We start from the raw sequence: 15,813 nt of genomic DNA, 5'->3' as shown, positions 1-15,813 counted from the left end.
CTATTATTATGCGGTTTGAAATCTTCGCTGAAAACTTCTAGATGCTATTACAGTAATAGAAAATGGGCCGTTTGCCCATACGACCATTGGCTTATATGTCGACAACTTTTGAATAATTGCGCTTTTTTTAATCTAAATCAATTTTACGCAGTGAGCTGTTCATAATAAAGTCGCGCCAGGCTTTCTCCGGCAGCGGGCGAGAATAAAAATAGCCCTGAAAATACTCGCAGCCACGTTGGCGCAAATACTCTCTCTGAAACTCATTTTCGATACCTTCGGCCACACTACTTACTGAGAGGGCATGGGCCAGATCGATAATGGAATTCACAATCGGCACTTCGTCATCGTGGAAGTTAATTTCATCCACAAAATAGCGGTCTATCTTAAGTTCTGAAATGGGCAATTCTTTCAGATAACTCAGGCTGGAGTAACCGGTACCAAAGTCATCAATAGAGAAAAAGAAGCCGAGTTCGCCCAGCTTATCCATGCGCTCGCGTACTAAATCAATGCTCGATACCAGCGTGGTTTCGGTAATCTCCAGCATCAGCGTATCCGGCGCCAGGCCCCATTTTTCAATAAGTTGCGTAATGGTTTCGGCAAAGTCTGCGCGCACAATATGGCGGCCGCTGATATTCACAGCGATGCGGGTATGCTTACCCTGCAACTCGCATTCATGGAGTAAGCGGCAGGCTTCGTTTATTACCCAGTTGCCTATATCGATAATTGCGTCACTCTCTTCCGCTACCGGAATAAACTCTACCGGGCTGATCATGCCTAATTCAGGATGCTCCCAGCGGATCAGCGCCTCAGAGCCGATAACTTCATTAGACGCGTTAAACTGAGGCTGCAACATCAGATAAAATTCGTTGTTCTGCAATGCCCGCTGAAAAGAGTGGGTGATGGTGTTATAGCGGTTGTAATCCTCAAACGCAGCGTTGTCGATAGTTAACACACTGCCCGGCCCTTGCTTCTTAGCCCGCTTTTTACCAAAGGAGAGCACACCGTTGACCTTTTCATAACTGGCTTTCGAGGCTTCTAGGCGGCAGGAGGAAATGGCGGCGGTAACAGAGTGAATTAAATCATCCACCGCGATGGGCGTCACAATTGCTTTGTGGATCTCCCATTCCAGAGTATTGATGATACTCTCGTTTTCACGATTTTCACCATCAACCGGCGCAGTAGAAAGGATAAGGAAGTTATCGCCAATACCACGATAAACCTTTAAGTCCCCATCGATCGCCGCATTTATGCGCTGACCGATGGTAGCCAGGATTTTGTCGCCCACATGCTTGCCAAAGCTCAGGTTGTACTGAGTGAAATTATCCATGTCGATAAGACAGCAATAAATGTCCAGGGCATTGAACTGTGAGGACGCCTGATTAAGTACTCGTGCCAGGTCAATTTCAAAGGAACGCATATTTGGCAGCTCAGTAAGATCATCAAAATACGCTGTTGTATAGATCTCTTCCATGGCCTTTTTACGCTCAGTAATATCCTTAACAATACCGATAAACTGGCGCTGCCCTTCCTGCACTACTTCTGACAGGGAAATCTCGATGGGAAACACCCGGCCGGATTTATGTAAGCCAGGCAGCTCCCGTCCTACACCAATGATTTTTGCACGGCCGGTTTCCAGGTAATGATTAAGAAACTCGCTGTGGTATTTGGCATACGGATCAGGCATCAGAATGCTGACATCCTGACCCATTATTTCCTCGGGTTCATAACCAAAGATTGTCGACATTGTTTTATTTGCGGTAATGATAGTGCCACTGGTATCGATGGTGACTACCACGTCGTTTAAGTTGTCGAGGATAGCAGTCAGGTAGGCCGCATAATTGTATTCGGTTTCCAGTAGCCGGTACTGTTCTGTGATGTCCTCCAGTGCACCAAATACCTGTGTAACCTTTTTCCCGGTGTAGCGCGGCTTACCGGTGGCTTTAATGCGCAATACCTTTCCATCAGCGCGGCGCAGGAAGCCCTCGAGGCAATATTCCTTGCCCTCACTTACCACCTTGTCAAAGGATGTCATGATGGCTTTTTTGGTTTCCGGTGGAAAGTATGCCATGGCCGTCGAAATAGAAACTGGTGAGCCGTGGGGTAGGCCGTAAATCCGGAACATTTCATCAGTCCAGGTGATCACGCCACTGGCTAAATCAATTTCCCAACCGCCGGTTTTTGAAATAGACCCTATCTCGTTGAGTAATTCGAGCTTCTGATTGAGCAGCTTATTGGTACTGATGACAGGGCATTTATTGCTATGCGCCCGCTCAAGGGCCAGCTTTAGCCGTTCAACAGCCAGCTCCATTGCCAGCTCAGTCTGGGAAGCCGAGCCGCCTTGTTTATCGAGTAGAAATACCAGGCCCCCTACCGCACTCAAATCCTCCAACAGTAGGACTTTTGCCACGCCCTCAACATCGCTCAGAAGGTTGCTGCCGTTTACGCTGAACTGCTCAACCTTTTGTGTTCCCTGATTGCGACGGTCAAACCGCTTAAACGACAGCTCAAAATCTGTCACATCAACGGTTTCACCGTTATTCATTAAGAATATAAGATTAGCAGGTTCGCCCTGCTCATTCAGGGTAAACACGGCAACGCCTGAGCACTCAGACTTAGAAACTGCCTGCTCAGCAATGGTGAAAAAATCGAGTTCGGATACCTTTTCCAACATGAGGAGTCTGATGCGTCCTGCTAAAATTTACGGTTACTATTCAGCCACTAATAATCGAGCCCGGTACTAAGCTTAGAAAACTATCCCTGAATTACAACAAATATAGACGTTATAAAACGGCCGGCCACACTAAATTTCGAACCTTTGCAGAATACTATCAATCATAAATATTAAACTAAAGTATCGATTTATCTAAATTTCCACTCTGGTTAGCAATTCAATAAGCCTCAGTATTTTTTGACCGACAGCTCGGCTATTCAAACTGAATAGGCAGATTAATACTCAGGCACGGACTCTTTACTGCTGGAAAGTAAAAATCCACCTCCATAGGAGGTGGCTTTGCTTTTGGGCACCCTATAAGGGTGCCTTTCTGATCTATTGAAGCTCTAAGAGTTGCTGACGCTCTTCATCCTCTTTAGCTTGCTTGTCCTGATACTTTACGTATCTGCGGATTATCTCTTCATTGGCTCCTACCGAGTCTACGAAATAGCCTCGCTGCCAGAAGTGATTTCCCCACAACTTTTTCTTTCTTAAATACGGAAACTTGTTGAACAGCCTTATTGCTGTTCTACCTTTTAACGTCCCCATCAAGTCTGATACGCTCAAACTGGGCGGTGTTCTTACAACTAAATGTACATGATCTATTTGAACATTCAGTTCAACTACAGTGCACTTTTTCATGCTACAGAATACATAAATACTTCGGTAAAGTTCTTTACCCACCTTACCTTTCAAGATTTTGTATCTGTACTTCGGCGTCCACACAATGTGATACTGACAGCGATAGAATACGTGTGATGCGGATTCATATCTGCTCATGTTATTTACTCCTTTTATTTGCTGGTAACAAACAGAAGGAAGTATCTAACATGGGCTCTCTACGGGCATAGCCCCGAGTCGCCGATCACCACCTCCATAGGAGGTGGTTTAAAGCTGACAACAAAAAAGCCGGCTGATGCCGGCTTCCTGAATAGCACGTAGATGAGCTTATATTACTCTTTGTAATCATCGTGGCATGACTTACAGCCGCCGCCCAGTGCGCCAATCGCCTTGCCATAGCTACCTTCATCACCTGACATCGCCGCTTTTTTGATGCCGGTGGCTGCTTCTTTGAATTTAGCAATCTTAGCCATTACGTCTGACTCGTTGCTGAACAGGGCTGGTTTGGCTTCGGTATCCACGTCAAACCCTGTGGTATCCACCAACAGATAGTCGGCCATCATATCAGCTAACTGCTCCAGTCGCGTAGCATTGGTCTGCATTACCTCGGCATCAAAGGGCAATGCACCTTTAGCCATACCAAACATAGGTGATGCGTTGCTTTTTACCAGTTGAAACAGTGACTGACGATATTCCACCGCAGCTTCTGCCTGTTTTTCTGACTTTGCAACGGTTGCTGCATTAGCAGCGGTTAACATACCTGCTGCCATTAGTCCCACTGTAAATACCTTTACTGATTTCATTTCCTGGTCTCCGGTTATTAAAGGATCGCCTTGGTAAGCGTAATTGTTATTAATGTTTTTATACTGGACAAACAAAAACGGATCAACAAGGGTTGATCCGTTAAATGTTTAATTTTAAAAGCCGGATGACTAATTGGTTAAGTCATCGAAGAACTTTTTAACGCCGTCAAAGAAGCCCTGCTCTTTTGGGCGGTGCTTGGCAGCGTCGGTACCTTTCCCCATAGATTCATCCAGCTCTTTAAGCAGTTCTTTTTGCTTAGCAGACAGATTCACCGGGGTTTCCACGACCACTTTACACAGTAAGTCACCGATAGCGCCACTACGAACCGATTTAACCCCTTTGCCGCGTAACCGGAACATACGCCCGGTTTGGGTTTCAGGGCTGACTTTAAGTTTTACTTTACCGTCGAGCGTTGGTACCTGCAGCTCGCCACCCAGCGCCGCGGTAGTGAAGCTCAGTGGCACCTCACAGTACAGATTGTTGCCATCACGGGTAAAGATATCGTGATCGCGCACGTGTACCTGTACATATAAATCACCTGCTGGTGCGCCGCTCTCGCCGGCTTCGCCTTCACCGCTTAAGCGGATACGATCGCCGGTGTCCACGCCTGCCGGCACTTTAACCGACAGCGTTTTGGTTTGTTCCTTACGGCCCTGACCATGACACTCGTTACACGGATCGCTGATAATCTTGCCGCGACCTGAACAGGTAGGACAGGTTTGCTGAACCGCAAAGAAACCCTGGCGCATCTGCACCTGGCCCTGACCATGACAGGTTGGGCAGGTTTTCGGGCTGGTGCCCTTTTTCGCGCCGGAGCCATGACAAGAGTCACAGGCCACTAAAGTGGGTACGCGAATTTCAACTTCTTTACCGCGGACGGCTTCTTCCAGTGACATTTCCAGGTTGTAGCGTAAATCTGCGCCCTGGCGCGCACGTGACTGACGACCTCGGCCACCGCCAAATATATCGCCAAATACATCGCCGAAAATATCACCGAAGTCAGCACCACCGCCAAAACCTGCGCCACCGCGGTTTGGATCAACGCCGGCGTGACCGTACTGATCGTAAGCGGCGCGTTTCTGGCCGTCGGTCAGTACCTCATAGGCTTCCTGAATTTCCTTGAACTTTTCTTCCAGTTCCTTGTTGCCCTGAGTACGGTCAGGGTGGTACTTCATAGCCAGTTTTTTGTATGCTTTTTTTATCTCGCGCTCGCCGGCACTTTTGTCCACGCCAAGCACTTCGTAGTAATCTCGTTTCGACATATCGCTCGCTATTCCTACCCGTTAACAGCAACGCAGTGTGCATTGCCCGATTGCTTAATTGTTACTATACCCATTTCAGCAACCATGTGCTTTTAAATAACTGTTGGCCATACCGGCTTTCAACATAGTTTGTGGAATGGGTATTACATAAAAAGGCGCAACAAGCTGTGTGCTGCTGCGCCTGATGGTAACGCTAACCGGCGGCGAACCGCCGGTATTTCGTGTTACTTACTTTTTATCGTCGTCTTTGACTTCTTCAAACTCAGCGTCAACAACGTCATCGTCAGGCTTGCCCTGGCTTGCGCCAGCATCCGCGCCTTCAGCACCGCCAGCTGCTGCTTGCTGTGCCTGAGCCGCTTCCATCAGCTTGGATGAAGCCTGAATAAGCTCCTGAGTTTTCGCTTCGATTTCCGCTTTATCTTCGCCTTTCGCTGCTGTTTCCAGCGCGCTCAGGGCTTCTTCGATAGGCGCTTTATCGTCGGCGCTCAGTGCGTCACCTACTTCGTCCATTTGCTTACGGGTAGCGTGGATCATACCGTCAGCCTGGTTACGAGTCTGAATCAGTTCTTCAAACTTCTTATCGGCTTCTTTGTTCGCTTCCGCGTCGGCAACCATTTTTTCGATTTCGTCTTCGTTCAGACCAGAAGACGCCTGGATGGTGATCTTCTGTTCTTTACCGGTGTCCTTATCTTTAGCAGATACATGCAGGATACCATCGGCATCGATATCGAAGGTTACTTCGATTTGCGGTACACCGCGCGCAGCCGGACGAATACCTTCTAAGTTAAACTGACCCAGTGACTTGTTACCCTGTGCCTGTTTACGTTCACCCTGCAGCACGTGTACGGTTACTGCAGACTGGTTGTCTTCTGCGGTAGAGAAGGTTTGCGATTTCTTAGTTGGAATCGTAGTGTTCTTCTCAATCAGCGCAGTCATTACACCGCCCATGGTTTCGATACCCAGTGAAAGCGGGGTAACGTCCAGCAGCAGTACGTCTTTAACATCACCAGACAGTACACCGCCTTGAATCGCAGCACCAACCGCAACCGCTTCGTCAGGGTTAACGTCTTTACGTGGCTCTTTACCGAAGAACTCTGTTACGTACTTCTGTACCAGAGGCATACGGGTTTGACCACCTACCAGGATGATGTCGTTAACATCGCTTACTGAAAGGTCTGCATCAGCCAGGGCTTTCTTAACCGGCTCAAGCGACTCTTTCACCATATCTTCAACCAGTGACTCAAGCTTGGCACGGGTCAGTTTGATCGCTAAGTGCTTAGGACCAGAACCATCAGCTGTGATGTACGGCAGATTTACTTCTGTTTGCTGTGAAGAAGACAGCTCGATTTTCGCTTTCTCGCCCGCTTCTTTTAAGCGTTGCATCGCCAGTGGATCTTTACGCAGGTTGATGCCCTGATCTTTATGGAACTCATCTACCAGGTAAGTGATAACACGGTTATCGAAGTCTTCACCACCTAAGTGCGTGTCACCATTAGTCGCCAGTACTTCAAACGTGTGCTCGCCGTCTACTTCATCGATTTCGATGATAGAGATATCAAAGGTACCACCACCTAAATCGTAAACCGCAACAACGTTATCGCCTTGCTTTTTATCCATGCCATAAGCAAGGGCTGCAGCAGTCGGCTCGTTGATAATACGCTTAACTTCAAGACCAGCGATACGACCGGCATCTTTAGTTGCCTGACGCTGAGAGTCGTTAAAGTAAGCTGGTACAGTGATTACTGCGCCGGTTACCGCTTCACCCAGATAGTCTTCAGCGGTCTTTTTCATTTTCTTCAGTACTTCGGCAGATACCTGTGGTGGCGCCATTTTGTCGCCTTTCACTTCTACCCACGCGTCACCATTGTCTGCCTTGGCAATTTTGAAAGGCATGATGTCGATGTCGCGCTGTACTTCTTTGTCTTCAAAACGACGACCAATTAAACGCTTGATAGCGAATAAGGTGTTTTCCGGGTTGGTTACCGCCTGACGCTTCGCAGACTGACCAACCAGGGTCTCACCGTCGTTAGTGTAAGCGATAATTGATGGCGTGGTGCGGTCACCTTCCGCGTTCTCAATTACTCGCGGTTTGTCGCCGTCTAAAACTGCGACACATGAATTCGTTGTACCTAAGTCGATACCAATGATTCTACCCATTACGTGTCTCCGTATAATTCTGTAATCTTGCAAAATTAGTGGGGTTATTCACCACCAATTTCAATACCTGTCATTAAAAAATATCTGTTAAGCCTGCGTATCCACACCGCTACTTGGTGCACGCGAAACCATTACCATGGCCGGACGCAGCAAACGCCCGTTTAATTCGTAGCCTTTTTGCATTACTGCCATTACCGTATTCGGCTCATGGTCAGCGCTTTCCTGCATCGACATCGCCTGATGCAGTTCTGGATTGAACGCCTCGCCTTGCGGATCAATAGGGGCCATTCCAAATTTTTCAATTGTGCTGACAAAAGATTTTAGGGTCATTTCTACCCCTTCCACCATCGGCTTGATAGCTTCGTTTTCGGTATCTGCCATTTGCAGACCGCGTTCGAGGTTATCAATAACCGGCAGCAGTTCGCCGGCAAAACGTTCCAACGCAAATTTGCGGGCTTTTTCTACTTCACCGTCGGCGCGACGACGAGCGTTATCGGCTTCTGCACGAGCCCGTAATACACTGTCCTGCTGCTCAGCCACTTTGGCTTCAGCCGCTGCCAGTGCTTTTTCCAGGCTGGCAATCTTTTCTGCCGTTTCGTCAACGACTTCGCCAGCCAGGGCTTCTTCGGGAGTTTCGCCCTCTACCACTTCCACCTGCTCAGCATCAACTGCCTGGGCGTCGGTTTGGGGATCTACGGTTTCATTTTGTTCTGATTGCACGTCGCGCGGCTCGCTCATGCTTTCCTCCACAAGTTAAATTGGGTCGTTTTTCACATTGAGGCTATTTATGGGGGTGGTTTGACGCCCTTCAAGGGTATCCACAATTTTTTTATGGTTTGCCGCAATTTTCTTTACTCACTGCCGGTCAATGGCCGTTTATCACACCAAACCCGTTGCGTTTTGCTGATAAAAAATGTTTACAAAATATCAACATGAAGAGGAATTGTGCTAATTTAACTGCGCAGCAAATAAGGGTATTCATCATGCTAAACATTTGGAGTGTGAGCGCTATCGTCCTGCTTTATCTGGCAGGTTTGTTCGCGCTGGCATTTTGGGGTGACAAAAAAATTGATAAGAATAAGCAGCATCCTGTCCTGTATAGTTTAGGACTCGGGGTTCACTGTACCTCCTGGGCGTTTTTTGGCACAACCACCCAAACCACTCATTATGGCTGGGCAGTGTTTCCTACTTATGTTGGCATTGCGCTGGTAATGCTGTTTGCTTTTCCGGTATTAGTTAAAATTACCCGAATTTGTCAGCACAATAATGTCAGCTCCCTGGCTGACTTTATTAGTCTGCGTTACGACCGCTCGCATAGTCTGGCTGCACTCATTACCCTGCTATGCTTTGTTGGCGTAGTGCCTTACATCGCCCTGCAACTCGATGCCATTACCGAAAGCATTAACCTTCTTACCGCTGATGCAGACAGCGGCTCAGGTACGGTTGGTTTGTATGTGGCGGCGTTAATGGCGCTGTTTGCTATTTTATTTGGTACCCAAACTCTCAGTCTCACCGAGAAACACCCGGGGCTGCTAGTTACTATCGCCGCCGAGTCGATGATTAAGCTTATTGGTTTGTCTGTAGTGGGTATTTATGTGTGCTACGGCTTGTTTGATGGCTTATTTGATGTTGTAGCCCAGGCGGCTCAACACCAGCCCGGGCGCGATATCCTGTATGCCGATAAAAGCTGGGTCGTTTATATTAGTCATATTCTGCTGGGCATTTGCGCCATGTTTATATTGCCCCGCCAGTTCCATATGAACTTCGTTGAAAATAACGGCACCGGAGAGTTAAAAACTGCTCGTTGGCTGTTTCCTTTATACCTGTTAGGCATGACCCTTTTCCTGCTACCTATCGCGCTGGCTGGCAGTGTGCTCCTCGACCCTACTACCGCTCGGTCAGACTCGCTGGTACTGGCGATCCCACTCCATGAGCAAAACCTCACCGTATCGGTAATCGCCTTTTTAGGCGGATTGTCGGCGACCACCAGCATGATCATTGTGGCGACACTGGCGCTGGGGATTATGATTGCCAATAACCTGATCACGCCGCTGTGGTTTAAGTTCAAACTCAAAAAGCAGGCACGGCATACCATGGAGGCCAGCCAGTTATTGAATATTCGCCGGCTCACCGTACTGGTGGTGTTGTCTGTGGCTTTCTGGTACCACGTAAATATCAGCCAAAGCGCACCGCTAGTGAAAAGCGGTATCATTGCCATGGCGCTGCTATCGCAGATGCTGCCTGCCATGATGTTTAGCCTGAACTGGCAAAAGCGCAGTAAAACCGCCGCTATCAGTGGCATGCTGGCCGGTTTTATTGGCTGGGTGGTATGGATGCTCTACCCCAGCCTGCTCTCCAGCTATTATTTTAATCCCATTCCCAGCGATCACGATCTGGCCACCAGCTATGTACTGAGTCTGGTGATTAATTGCATGGTTTATGTGTTGGTTGCAGCGCTGTTACCAACCGCAAAAGCCCACAATGAAACAGACCCCCCACTGCCTGTTAGTCGCGCAGAAGAACCAGAACTGGCCATCCCGGTAAGTGATTTATTATCGTTAACTGAGCGGGTGCTGGAGCCCGGTGCACACGCCACGCTGGCCAGACAACTTAGCGGCAACGACACTGGTAACAGTCGCCAGGGCTATGCCAGTCAGGGCCTATTAACCCGGGTGGAAAAACTGATGGCCGGGCAAATTGGCCATCCCAGTGCGCGGCTGCTGTTAACCGCTATAGCCGATTCGCAGGGGCGCGGTTTCTCAAACCTGGTGCATTGGGTGGAGGAAGCTTCACAAAGCTTTCAGTTTAATCATGAAGTACTGATGTCGTCGGTACAGCATATTCAACAAGGCATAGTGGTGCTCGACCAGAACCTCAACATGCTGGCCTGGAATGACAGTTACCTGGATATGTTTAACTACCCCGCAGGTGTGGTTCAGGTAGGTATGCCGATTAAAGACCTGTTGCAATACAACGCACGGCGCGGCCTGCTCGGCGAAGTGGGCAATATGCAGGAAGAAATTGATAAGCGGGTGCAATACATGGCCGCGGGCAGCGAATATAAATATGTGCGTAAACAGGCCGATGGCCGGGTAATTGAACTTAACGGCAGCCCTTTACCGGGCGGCGGCTATGTCACCACTTACAGTGATATTACTGCCTATATTAAAATTCAGGACCAACTGGAACAGGCTAAAACCGAACTGGAAGCCCGCGTGGCCCATCGCACCAAACAGCTTGAAGTTGCCAAGCAGGAAGCCGACCAGGCCAATTTAAGTAAAACAAAATTTTTGGCTGCCGCCGGGCATGACCTGATGCAGCCGTTTAACGCCGCCACGCTGTTTGCCTCAATGCTGGTGCAAAAAACCTCTGGTACTGAGTTACACACGATGAGTGAAGGCCTGCTACATTCGCTTAACAGTGCAGAATCCTTGCTAACGTCCCTGCTGGATATGACACGTCTGGAGTCTGGCCGCCTGACCGTACAGAAAACCCACTTTGCCCTTGATGATGTGCTTGCCGGTCTGGTTAACGAATTCAGCATCATTGGCGAACAAAAGTCGCTGCAACTCAGCTATGTTCCCACCAGTGTCAACGTTTATTCTGATCCCAAGCTGTTACGCCGGATTATTCAGAATTTGTTATCTAATGCGGTGCGCTACACGCAAAGCGGCAGGGTGTTAATTGGGGTTCGCCATCGTGCGGGGAATTTTATCGAGATTGCGGTAATGGATACCGGCCCCGGCATTCCGGAAAACCAGTTACAGGATATTTTTAACGAATTTCATCAGCTTGATCAACAGCATAACCAGGGGCTCGGACTGGGCCTGACCATTGTGGAGCGGATCAGTCAGCTACTGGTTCACCCGGTGAGTGTTGCCTCACAACCAAACAAAGGCACCGCATTCAGTATTCGTGTGGAGCGGTCTCGTGAAACCTTACAGCGCCAACCGGACACCGCACCTGATAAGCGGTCGGAGCAGATAAATTTACTCGATAAGCAGTGCATTCTGATTATCGAAAATGACGAGCAAATAAGCTCCGCGATGGAAGCATTGCTGTCAGACTGGGGCGCTAAGGTGATGGTTGCGAAAACGGTAGCCGAGGCCCTGTCTTGTGAAACAATCCCCGACCTGATGTTGGTTGATTATCATCTGGATCACGGCGAGACAGGCATCAACGTGGCCTGTCAGTTGCGTAAACACTGGCAACGTTCGGTACCCGGTATTCTTAATACCGCTAACCGCCATGATGGCGTGCGTGATGAAGCACGTGAGGCAGGATTGCTGTATTTACCCAAACCGTTAAAACCCGCGGCACTCAAACGTATGCTGAAACAACATAAACTGACCAGTGGCTAACGCTGATTATTCAGTACGGATAGTTTTTGACAGACCACTGGCAGCTATTTGTTCATAACTGTTCAGGGCGGCCTGTGCGTGCTCTTTCATCAGAGCCTCAGCACGTGCTCCCTGCCCCGCAGCAATGGCCTGCACGATGGCGTGATGTTGCTGATGAGCATAATAGAGCCGTTCATATTCGCGCTCGGGTTGCTCAGGGTTAAACACCAGCGCATTTACCGATGCCATAGGAAGGTGCTCATTAATCTGCAAAGCCATCACAATCGCATTGTTCTGACTGCCTTTTACCAGGCACTCGTGGAACCGTCGGTTTATCTCTACATAGGTCTGGATCTTTTCTTCATCAAACGTGCGCTCGGCAAACAAGGTGTCACCCTCATGCAGACACAATCTGAGCTCGGCAATAATTGCACTGCCCCCCCCCTTCTCAACGATCTGTCGCACCGCTAAGCCTTCCAGCACGCCACGCACTTCTACAGAACCGGCAATTTCCTCGTTAGTCACTTTCCTAACCTGATAACCACGCCGGGGCAACTTCGTTAATAACCCCTCCTGTTCAAGGGCACGAAAAGCAATGCGAACCGGTGTTCGAGATACCCCCAACATATCTGCGGTGGGTATTTCAGCCAGTCTATCGCCCTGATTCAGCGCGCCAGAGAGGATTTTATTCCGTAATATGCTGAGTACGGCGTGTTTATCTTTCTTCATTTTCAATTTTCCTGAACGGCTATTCATCTTGTCTAACCAGGCCCCCCTTCTATTTTGCGCAGTAACGAGGTTGTAAACAAGCACTTAAGTAAATTCTTAATTGGATCCAATTATTATTAAACGGGCAAAAATTAAGGCCCATTAGTCTGACAATGTCCATTTTTGGATCCAAAATTTACAAAAAGCTAGAAACATTCTATTAACATTGCTAACATTGGATCCAATATACAAGATTATTTGAAAAAGGAATGCTACTTATGAGTCATTTTATTCGCAATGCTTGGTACGTCGCAGCCACCAGTGACGAGATTAACGCAACCCAACCACTTGGCCGTACTGTATGCAATATTCAGATTGCTTTTTTCCGCGACAGCAAACAACAAATTCAGGCAGTTGAAGATTTTTGCCCTCATCGTGGTGCCCCGTTATCACTGGGCTATGTAGAAGGAGACAACCTGGTTTGCGGTTATCATGGCCTGCAGATGGGCGCTGACGGTAAAACCCGCAGTATGCCCAGCCAACGGGTTGAAAACTTTCCTTGTATTAAGCCGGTACCGGTGGTTGAGCGCTATGGTTTTATCTGGGTGTGGCCGGGCGATAAAGACGCGGCGGATGAAGGTTTAATCCCTGAACTCAACTGGGCATTGGATCCAAATTGGGCTTATGGTGGGGGTATTTACTACATAAAATGCGATTACCGCCTGATGATTGATAACCTAATGGATCTGACCCACGAAACCTATGTGCATGCCAGCTCTATTGGCCAGAAAGAAATCGATGAAACCCCGGTAAAAACCACTATGGAAAATGGCCAGGTGGTCACCAGCCGGTTTATGGAAAATATCCTGCCGCCTCCATTCTGGCAAAATGGCCTCAGTGCCAACGGACTACCCACCGACCAACCCGTCGATCGCTGGCAGATCTGTCGGTTCGATTTACCCAGTCACGTTATGATTGAAGTAGGTGTGGCTCTGGCCGGTAAGGGCGGGTACGACGCACCCGCCGATCAGAAGGCTAACAGTGTCGTGGTTGACTTTATTACACCAGAGACCGACGGCACAATGTGGTATTTCTGGGGTATGGCAAGAAATTTCAAAGCGAATGATGACGCATTAACCGCTACCATCCGGGAAGGCCAGGGTAAAATATTTGCTGAAGACCTTGAAATCCTTGAGCGTCAGCAACAAAACCTTGACCGTTTTCCTGACCGTCAGATCCTCAAACTCGATATTGATGCAGGAGGCGTGCAGGCTCGACGGTTGATTGAGCGGACCATGAAAAAAGAAAAATCTGCTGCAAGCAACGGAGAGTCATAATATGTTACAGGTTATTGTTTCGGGCAAAGAGAGTCTTACTCCTCGAGTCTGCAAGCTCACGCTGACCTCAAGCACCGGTGAGCCGCTGCCAGATTGGGCACCCGGCGCCCATATCGATGTATTTTTGCCAGGAGATATGATTCGCCAGTATTCTCTGTGTGGTGCACTCGATGCCCAGCATTATCAGATTGCCGTGCAATTGGAAGAACAGGGTAAAGGCGGCTCCCGCTATATTCATGAGTCACTGCAATGCGGTGCGGAACTGACCATCAGTGAACCGCGTAATCACTTTCCACTGACGGAAGGAGAAAACCCCTGCCTGTTTCTGGCTGCGGGTATCGGGATCACGCCGTTTATCCCCATGATTGAAGCGTGCCTGGCTGGCAACAGACCATTTAGCCTGTACTATGCTGTCGCCAACGGGTCTGATAATTTGCTCAGTGACCAATACACTTTGCTGGCAAACGTTCATGTTCACGATAAAGCGACTCAGGGGGTCCGCCTGAATATTGATGCGCTGCTCAAAGCAGCCCCGGCCGACAGCGATATTTTTGTTTGCGGCCCGAATGGTTTTATTAACGACGTTCTTAGTCTGTCGGCCCGGCAAGGTATCGACTCTGCACGATTACATCGTGAATTCTTTACCGCAGAGCCCATTGATCATTCCAATGACGGCAGCTTTGAACTGGAAATTGCCAGCACCGGGCAGATAGTTAGTGTTGCTAAGGATGAGTCCATGTTGGAAGCACTCGAAGACAACGGCTTCTTTGTGCCTGTCTCTTGTGAAGAAGGGGTTTGTGGCACCTGTATCACCCCGCTACTCGGTGGCGAGGCCGATCACAAAGACGTGTTTCTGAACGATAAGGAAAAGGCACAAATGGACCGGGTTGCCGTGTGCTGCTCCCGGGCTAAAACGCCGCGCCTCATTCTGGATCTCTAACCCTGACTCTGGCGACGATAGGCTGCGGGGCTTAGCTCCGTATGCCGCTTAAAGAACTTATTGAAATAACCCGGTTCGTTAAATCCCAGTCGCTCTGCAATGCCGGCTACCGCCGTATCGCTGAAAATCAGATAACGTTTTGCCTCGCTGATGAGTACATTATGGATCAGCGCCAGCGCATTAGACTGAAAATACTGTTGGCATATTTGGTTGAGATGGGCCTGGCTTACACCAATTTTTGCGGCATACCAGGCCACTTTGTGCTGAGTAGTGAAATGCAGGCGGATAAGGTGTTGAAACTGTCTTAGTTTGCGTTCCGGTTTACTCAGACTCCCTTCTTCAGTGCGGGCAGGTTGCATACGGTGCATTAAAATGAGCAATTGCTGCAACAAGGCCTGAAGCATGCTCCCCTGATGCATCGAGGAGGCATTGGCTTCCTGCTGTATTGCGCCGCAAATGGCCTGTAACGGACAAAGATAGATATCTTTAACGGCCAGCACAAAGGCACCAGCCAGCGCTTCGACTGATTCTCCGATATTTTGCTCTACCTGACGCAGCATGGGCGAAGCTACTGATAATACCGTGCCCTGAGAATGCGACTGCCAGTCAAAACCATGCATTACGCCATCCGGAATATACAACAATGCCGGCGCCGTAATCCGGTGATGTTCGTCATCAAACTGTACATCCACACCGCCCTCAGTGAGCACAAAGATTTGCGTGATGTGCTGGTGACGATGGGGATGAATTTTCCATTCGTGTTGCTCGCTACGCTGCGTAAGCGGCTCACAATATAAAAAGGTCTGATGCCAGAAGCTGCCTTTTTCCCCGTAAAGATCAACAAACTCCAGATTACCCAACATTTTTATTACAATCTACAAAATTAACCATAAAATAACTAATTTAACCCTTATAAAGCCAGAATATCTACATA

General features: G+C 48.7%; 11 protein-coding genes. 3 read left to right on the top strand and 8 right to left on the bottom strand.

Translation table 11 applies throughout. From position 1 onward, the window contains the following. Positions 1-127: 127 nt before the first annotated feature. The 6 genes from AC566Q_RS08125 to grpE form a co-directional block, all read right to left on the bottom strand. Positions 128-2,671 carry a bifunctional diguanylate cyclase/phosphodiesterase gene (locus AC566Q_RS08125; RefSeq protein WP_499615574.1) on the bottom strand — a complete coding sequence of 848 codons (2,544 nt, stop codon included), beginning with the start codon at positions 2,669-2,671 and terminating at the stop codon, positions 128-130. Positions 2,672-3,046: 375 nt separating this feature from the next. Continuing rightward, positions 3,047-3,490, bottom strand: a complete 444-nt coding sequence (gene tnpA / locus AC566Q_RS08120; RefSeq protein WP_061094626.1) for an IS200/IS605 family transposase — start codon at positions 3,488-3,490, stop codon at positions 3,047-3,049. A 173-nt stretch (positions 3,491-3,663) separates the two neighbouring features. Beyond that, the gene (locus tag AC566Q_RS08115; protein WP_499615571.1) at positions 3,664-4,134 is read right to left on the bottom strand and encodes a c-type cytochrome; all 471 of its coding nucleotides are present in this window, start codon (positions 4,132-4,134) and stop codon (positions 3,664-3,666) included. Between the two features lie 129 nt (positions 4,135-4,263). Next, positions 4,264-5,397, bottom strand: coding sequence for a molecular chaperone DnaJ (dnaJ, locus tag AC566Q_RS08110; RefSeq protein WP_499615568.1), 1,134 nt, complete (start codon positions 5,395-5,397; stop codon positions 4,264-4,266). Between the two features lie 228 nt (positions 5,398-5,625). Beyond that, the gene (dnaK, locus tag AC566Q_RS08105; protein WP_499615565.1) at positions 5,626-7,554 is read right to left on the bottom strand and encodes a molecular chaperone DnaK; all 1,929 of its coding nucleotides are present in this window, start codon (positions 7,552-7,554) and stop codon (positions 5,626-5,628) included. Between the two features lie 87 nt (positions 7,555-7,641). Next, complete coding sequence (gene grpE / locus AC566Q_RS08100; RefSeq protein WP_123325799.1) at positions 7,642-8,292, bottom strand: nucleotide exchange factor GrpE; 651 nt, start codon at positions 8,290-8,292, stop codon at positions 7,642-7,644. A gap of 245 nt (positions 8,293-8,537) precedes the next feature. Here grpE and AC566Q_RS08095 point away from each other — a divergent pair, with 245 nt between their 5' ends. Next, entirely contained in the window at positions 8,538-11,915 is a 3,378-nt protein-coding gene (locus tag AC566Q_RS08095) for a PAS domain-containing hybrid sensor histidine kinase/response regulator (protein WP_499615562.1), read from the top strand. 6 nt (positions 11,916-11,921) lie between these two features. On the opposite strand, the gene AC566Q_RS08090 is transcribed toward AC566Q_RS08095, so the two are convergent. Then, positions 11,922-12,623, bottom strand: a complete 702-nt coding sequence (locus AC566Q_RS08090; RefSeq protein WP_105934456.1) for a GntR family transcriptional regulator — start codon at positions 12,621-12,623, stop codon at positions 11,922-11,924. Positions 12,624-12,880: 257 nt separating this feature from the next. Here AC566Q_RS08090 and AC566Q_RS08085 point away from each other — a divergent pair, with 257 nt between their 5' ends. Together AC566Q_RS08085 and AC566Q_RS08080 are read left to right on the top strand one after the other, a co-directional pair. Beyond that, entirely contained in the window at positions 12,881-13,939 is a 1,059-nt protein-coding gene (locus tag AC566Q_RS08085) for an aromatic ring-hydroxylating dioxygenase subunit alpha (RefSeq protein WP_105934455.1), read from the top strand. A gap of 1 nt (position 13,940) precedes the next feature. Further along, positions 13,941-14,879 carry a PDR/VanB family oxidoreductase gene (locus AC566Q_RS08080; RefSeq protein WP_499615558.1) on the top strand — a complete coding sequence of 313 codons (939 nt, stop codon included), beginning with the start codon at positions 13,941-13,943 and terminating at the stop codon, positions 14,877-14,879. Here AC566Q_RS08080 and AC566Q_RS08075 read toward each other — a convergent pair. Beyond that, positions 14,876-15,742, bottom strand: a complete 867-nt coding sequence (locus AC566Q_RS08075; RefSeq protein WP_499615555.1) for a helix-turn-helix domain-containing protein — start codon at positions 15,740-15,742, stop codon at positions 14,876-14,878. The genes AC566Q_RS08080 and AC566Q_RS08075 overlap by 4 nt on opposite strands. Positions 15,743-15,813: the final 71 nt, after the last annotated feature.

It is taken from the genome of Alteromonas sp. H02 (assembly GCF_059682525.1).
Note: the sequence above shows the minus strand (reverse complement) of the source record. Positions and strands in the feature narration are given on the sequence as shown.

What these genes read in the sequence shown, in the direction of transcription:
- AC566Q_RS08115 (WP_499615571.1), bottom strand. Translation starts at nt 4,134, where the DNA reads ATGAAATCAGTAAAGGTATTTACAGTGGGACTAATGGCAGCAGGTATG.
- AC566Q_RS08075 (WP_499615555.1), bottom strand. Translation starts at nt 15,742, where the DNA reads ATGTTGGGTAATCTGGAGTTTGTTGATCTTTACGGGGAAAAAGGCAGC.
- tnpA (WP_061094626.1), bottom strand. Translation starts at nt 3,490, where the DNA reads ATGAGCAGATATGAATCCGCATCACACGTATTCTATCGCTGTCAGTAT.
- AC566Q_RS08125 (WP_499615574.1), bottom strand. Translation starts at nt 2,671, where the DNA reads ATGTTGGAAAAGGTATCCGAACTCGATTTTTTCACCATTGCTGAGCAG.
- dnaK (WP_499615565.1), bottom strand. Translation starts at nt 7,554, where the DNA reads ATGGGTAGAATCATTGGTATCGACTTAGGTACAACGAATTCATGTGTC.
- AC566Q_RS08090 (WP_105934456.1), bottom strand. Translation starts at nt 12,623, where the DNA reads ATGAAGAAAGATAAACACGCCGTACTCAGCATATTACGGAATAAAATC.
- AC566Q_RS08080 (WP_499615558.1), top strand. Translation starts at nt 13,941, where the DNA reads ATGTTACAGGTTATTGTTTCGGGCAAAGAGAGTCTTACTCCTCGAGTC.
- dnaJ (WP_499615568.1), bottom strand. Translation starts at nt 5,397, where the DNA reads ATGTCGAAACGAGATTACTACGAAGTGCTTGGCGTGGACAAAAGTGCC.
- AC566Q_RS08095 (WP_499615562.1), top strand. Translation starts at nt 8,538, where the DNA reads ATGCTAAACATTTGGAGTGTGAGCGCTATCGTCCTGCTTTATCTGGCA.
- grpE (WP_123325799.1), bottom strand. Translation starts at nt 8,292, where the DNA reads ATGAGCGAGCCGCGCGACGTGCAATCAGAACAAAATGAAACCGTAGAT.
- AC566Q_RS08085 (WP_105934455.1), top strand. Translation starts at nt 12,881, where the DNA reads ATGAGTCATTTTATTCGCAATGCTTGGTACGTCGCAGCCACCAGTGAC.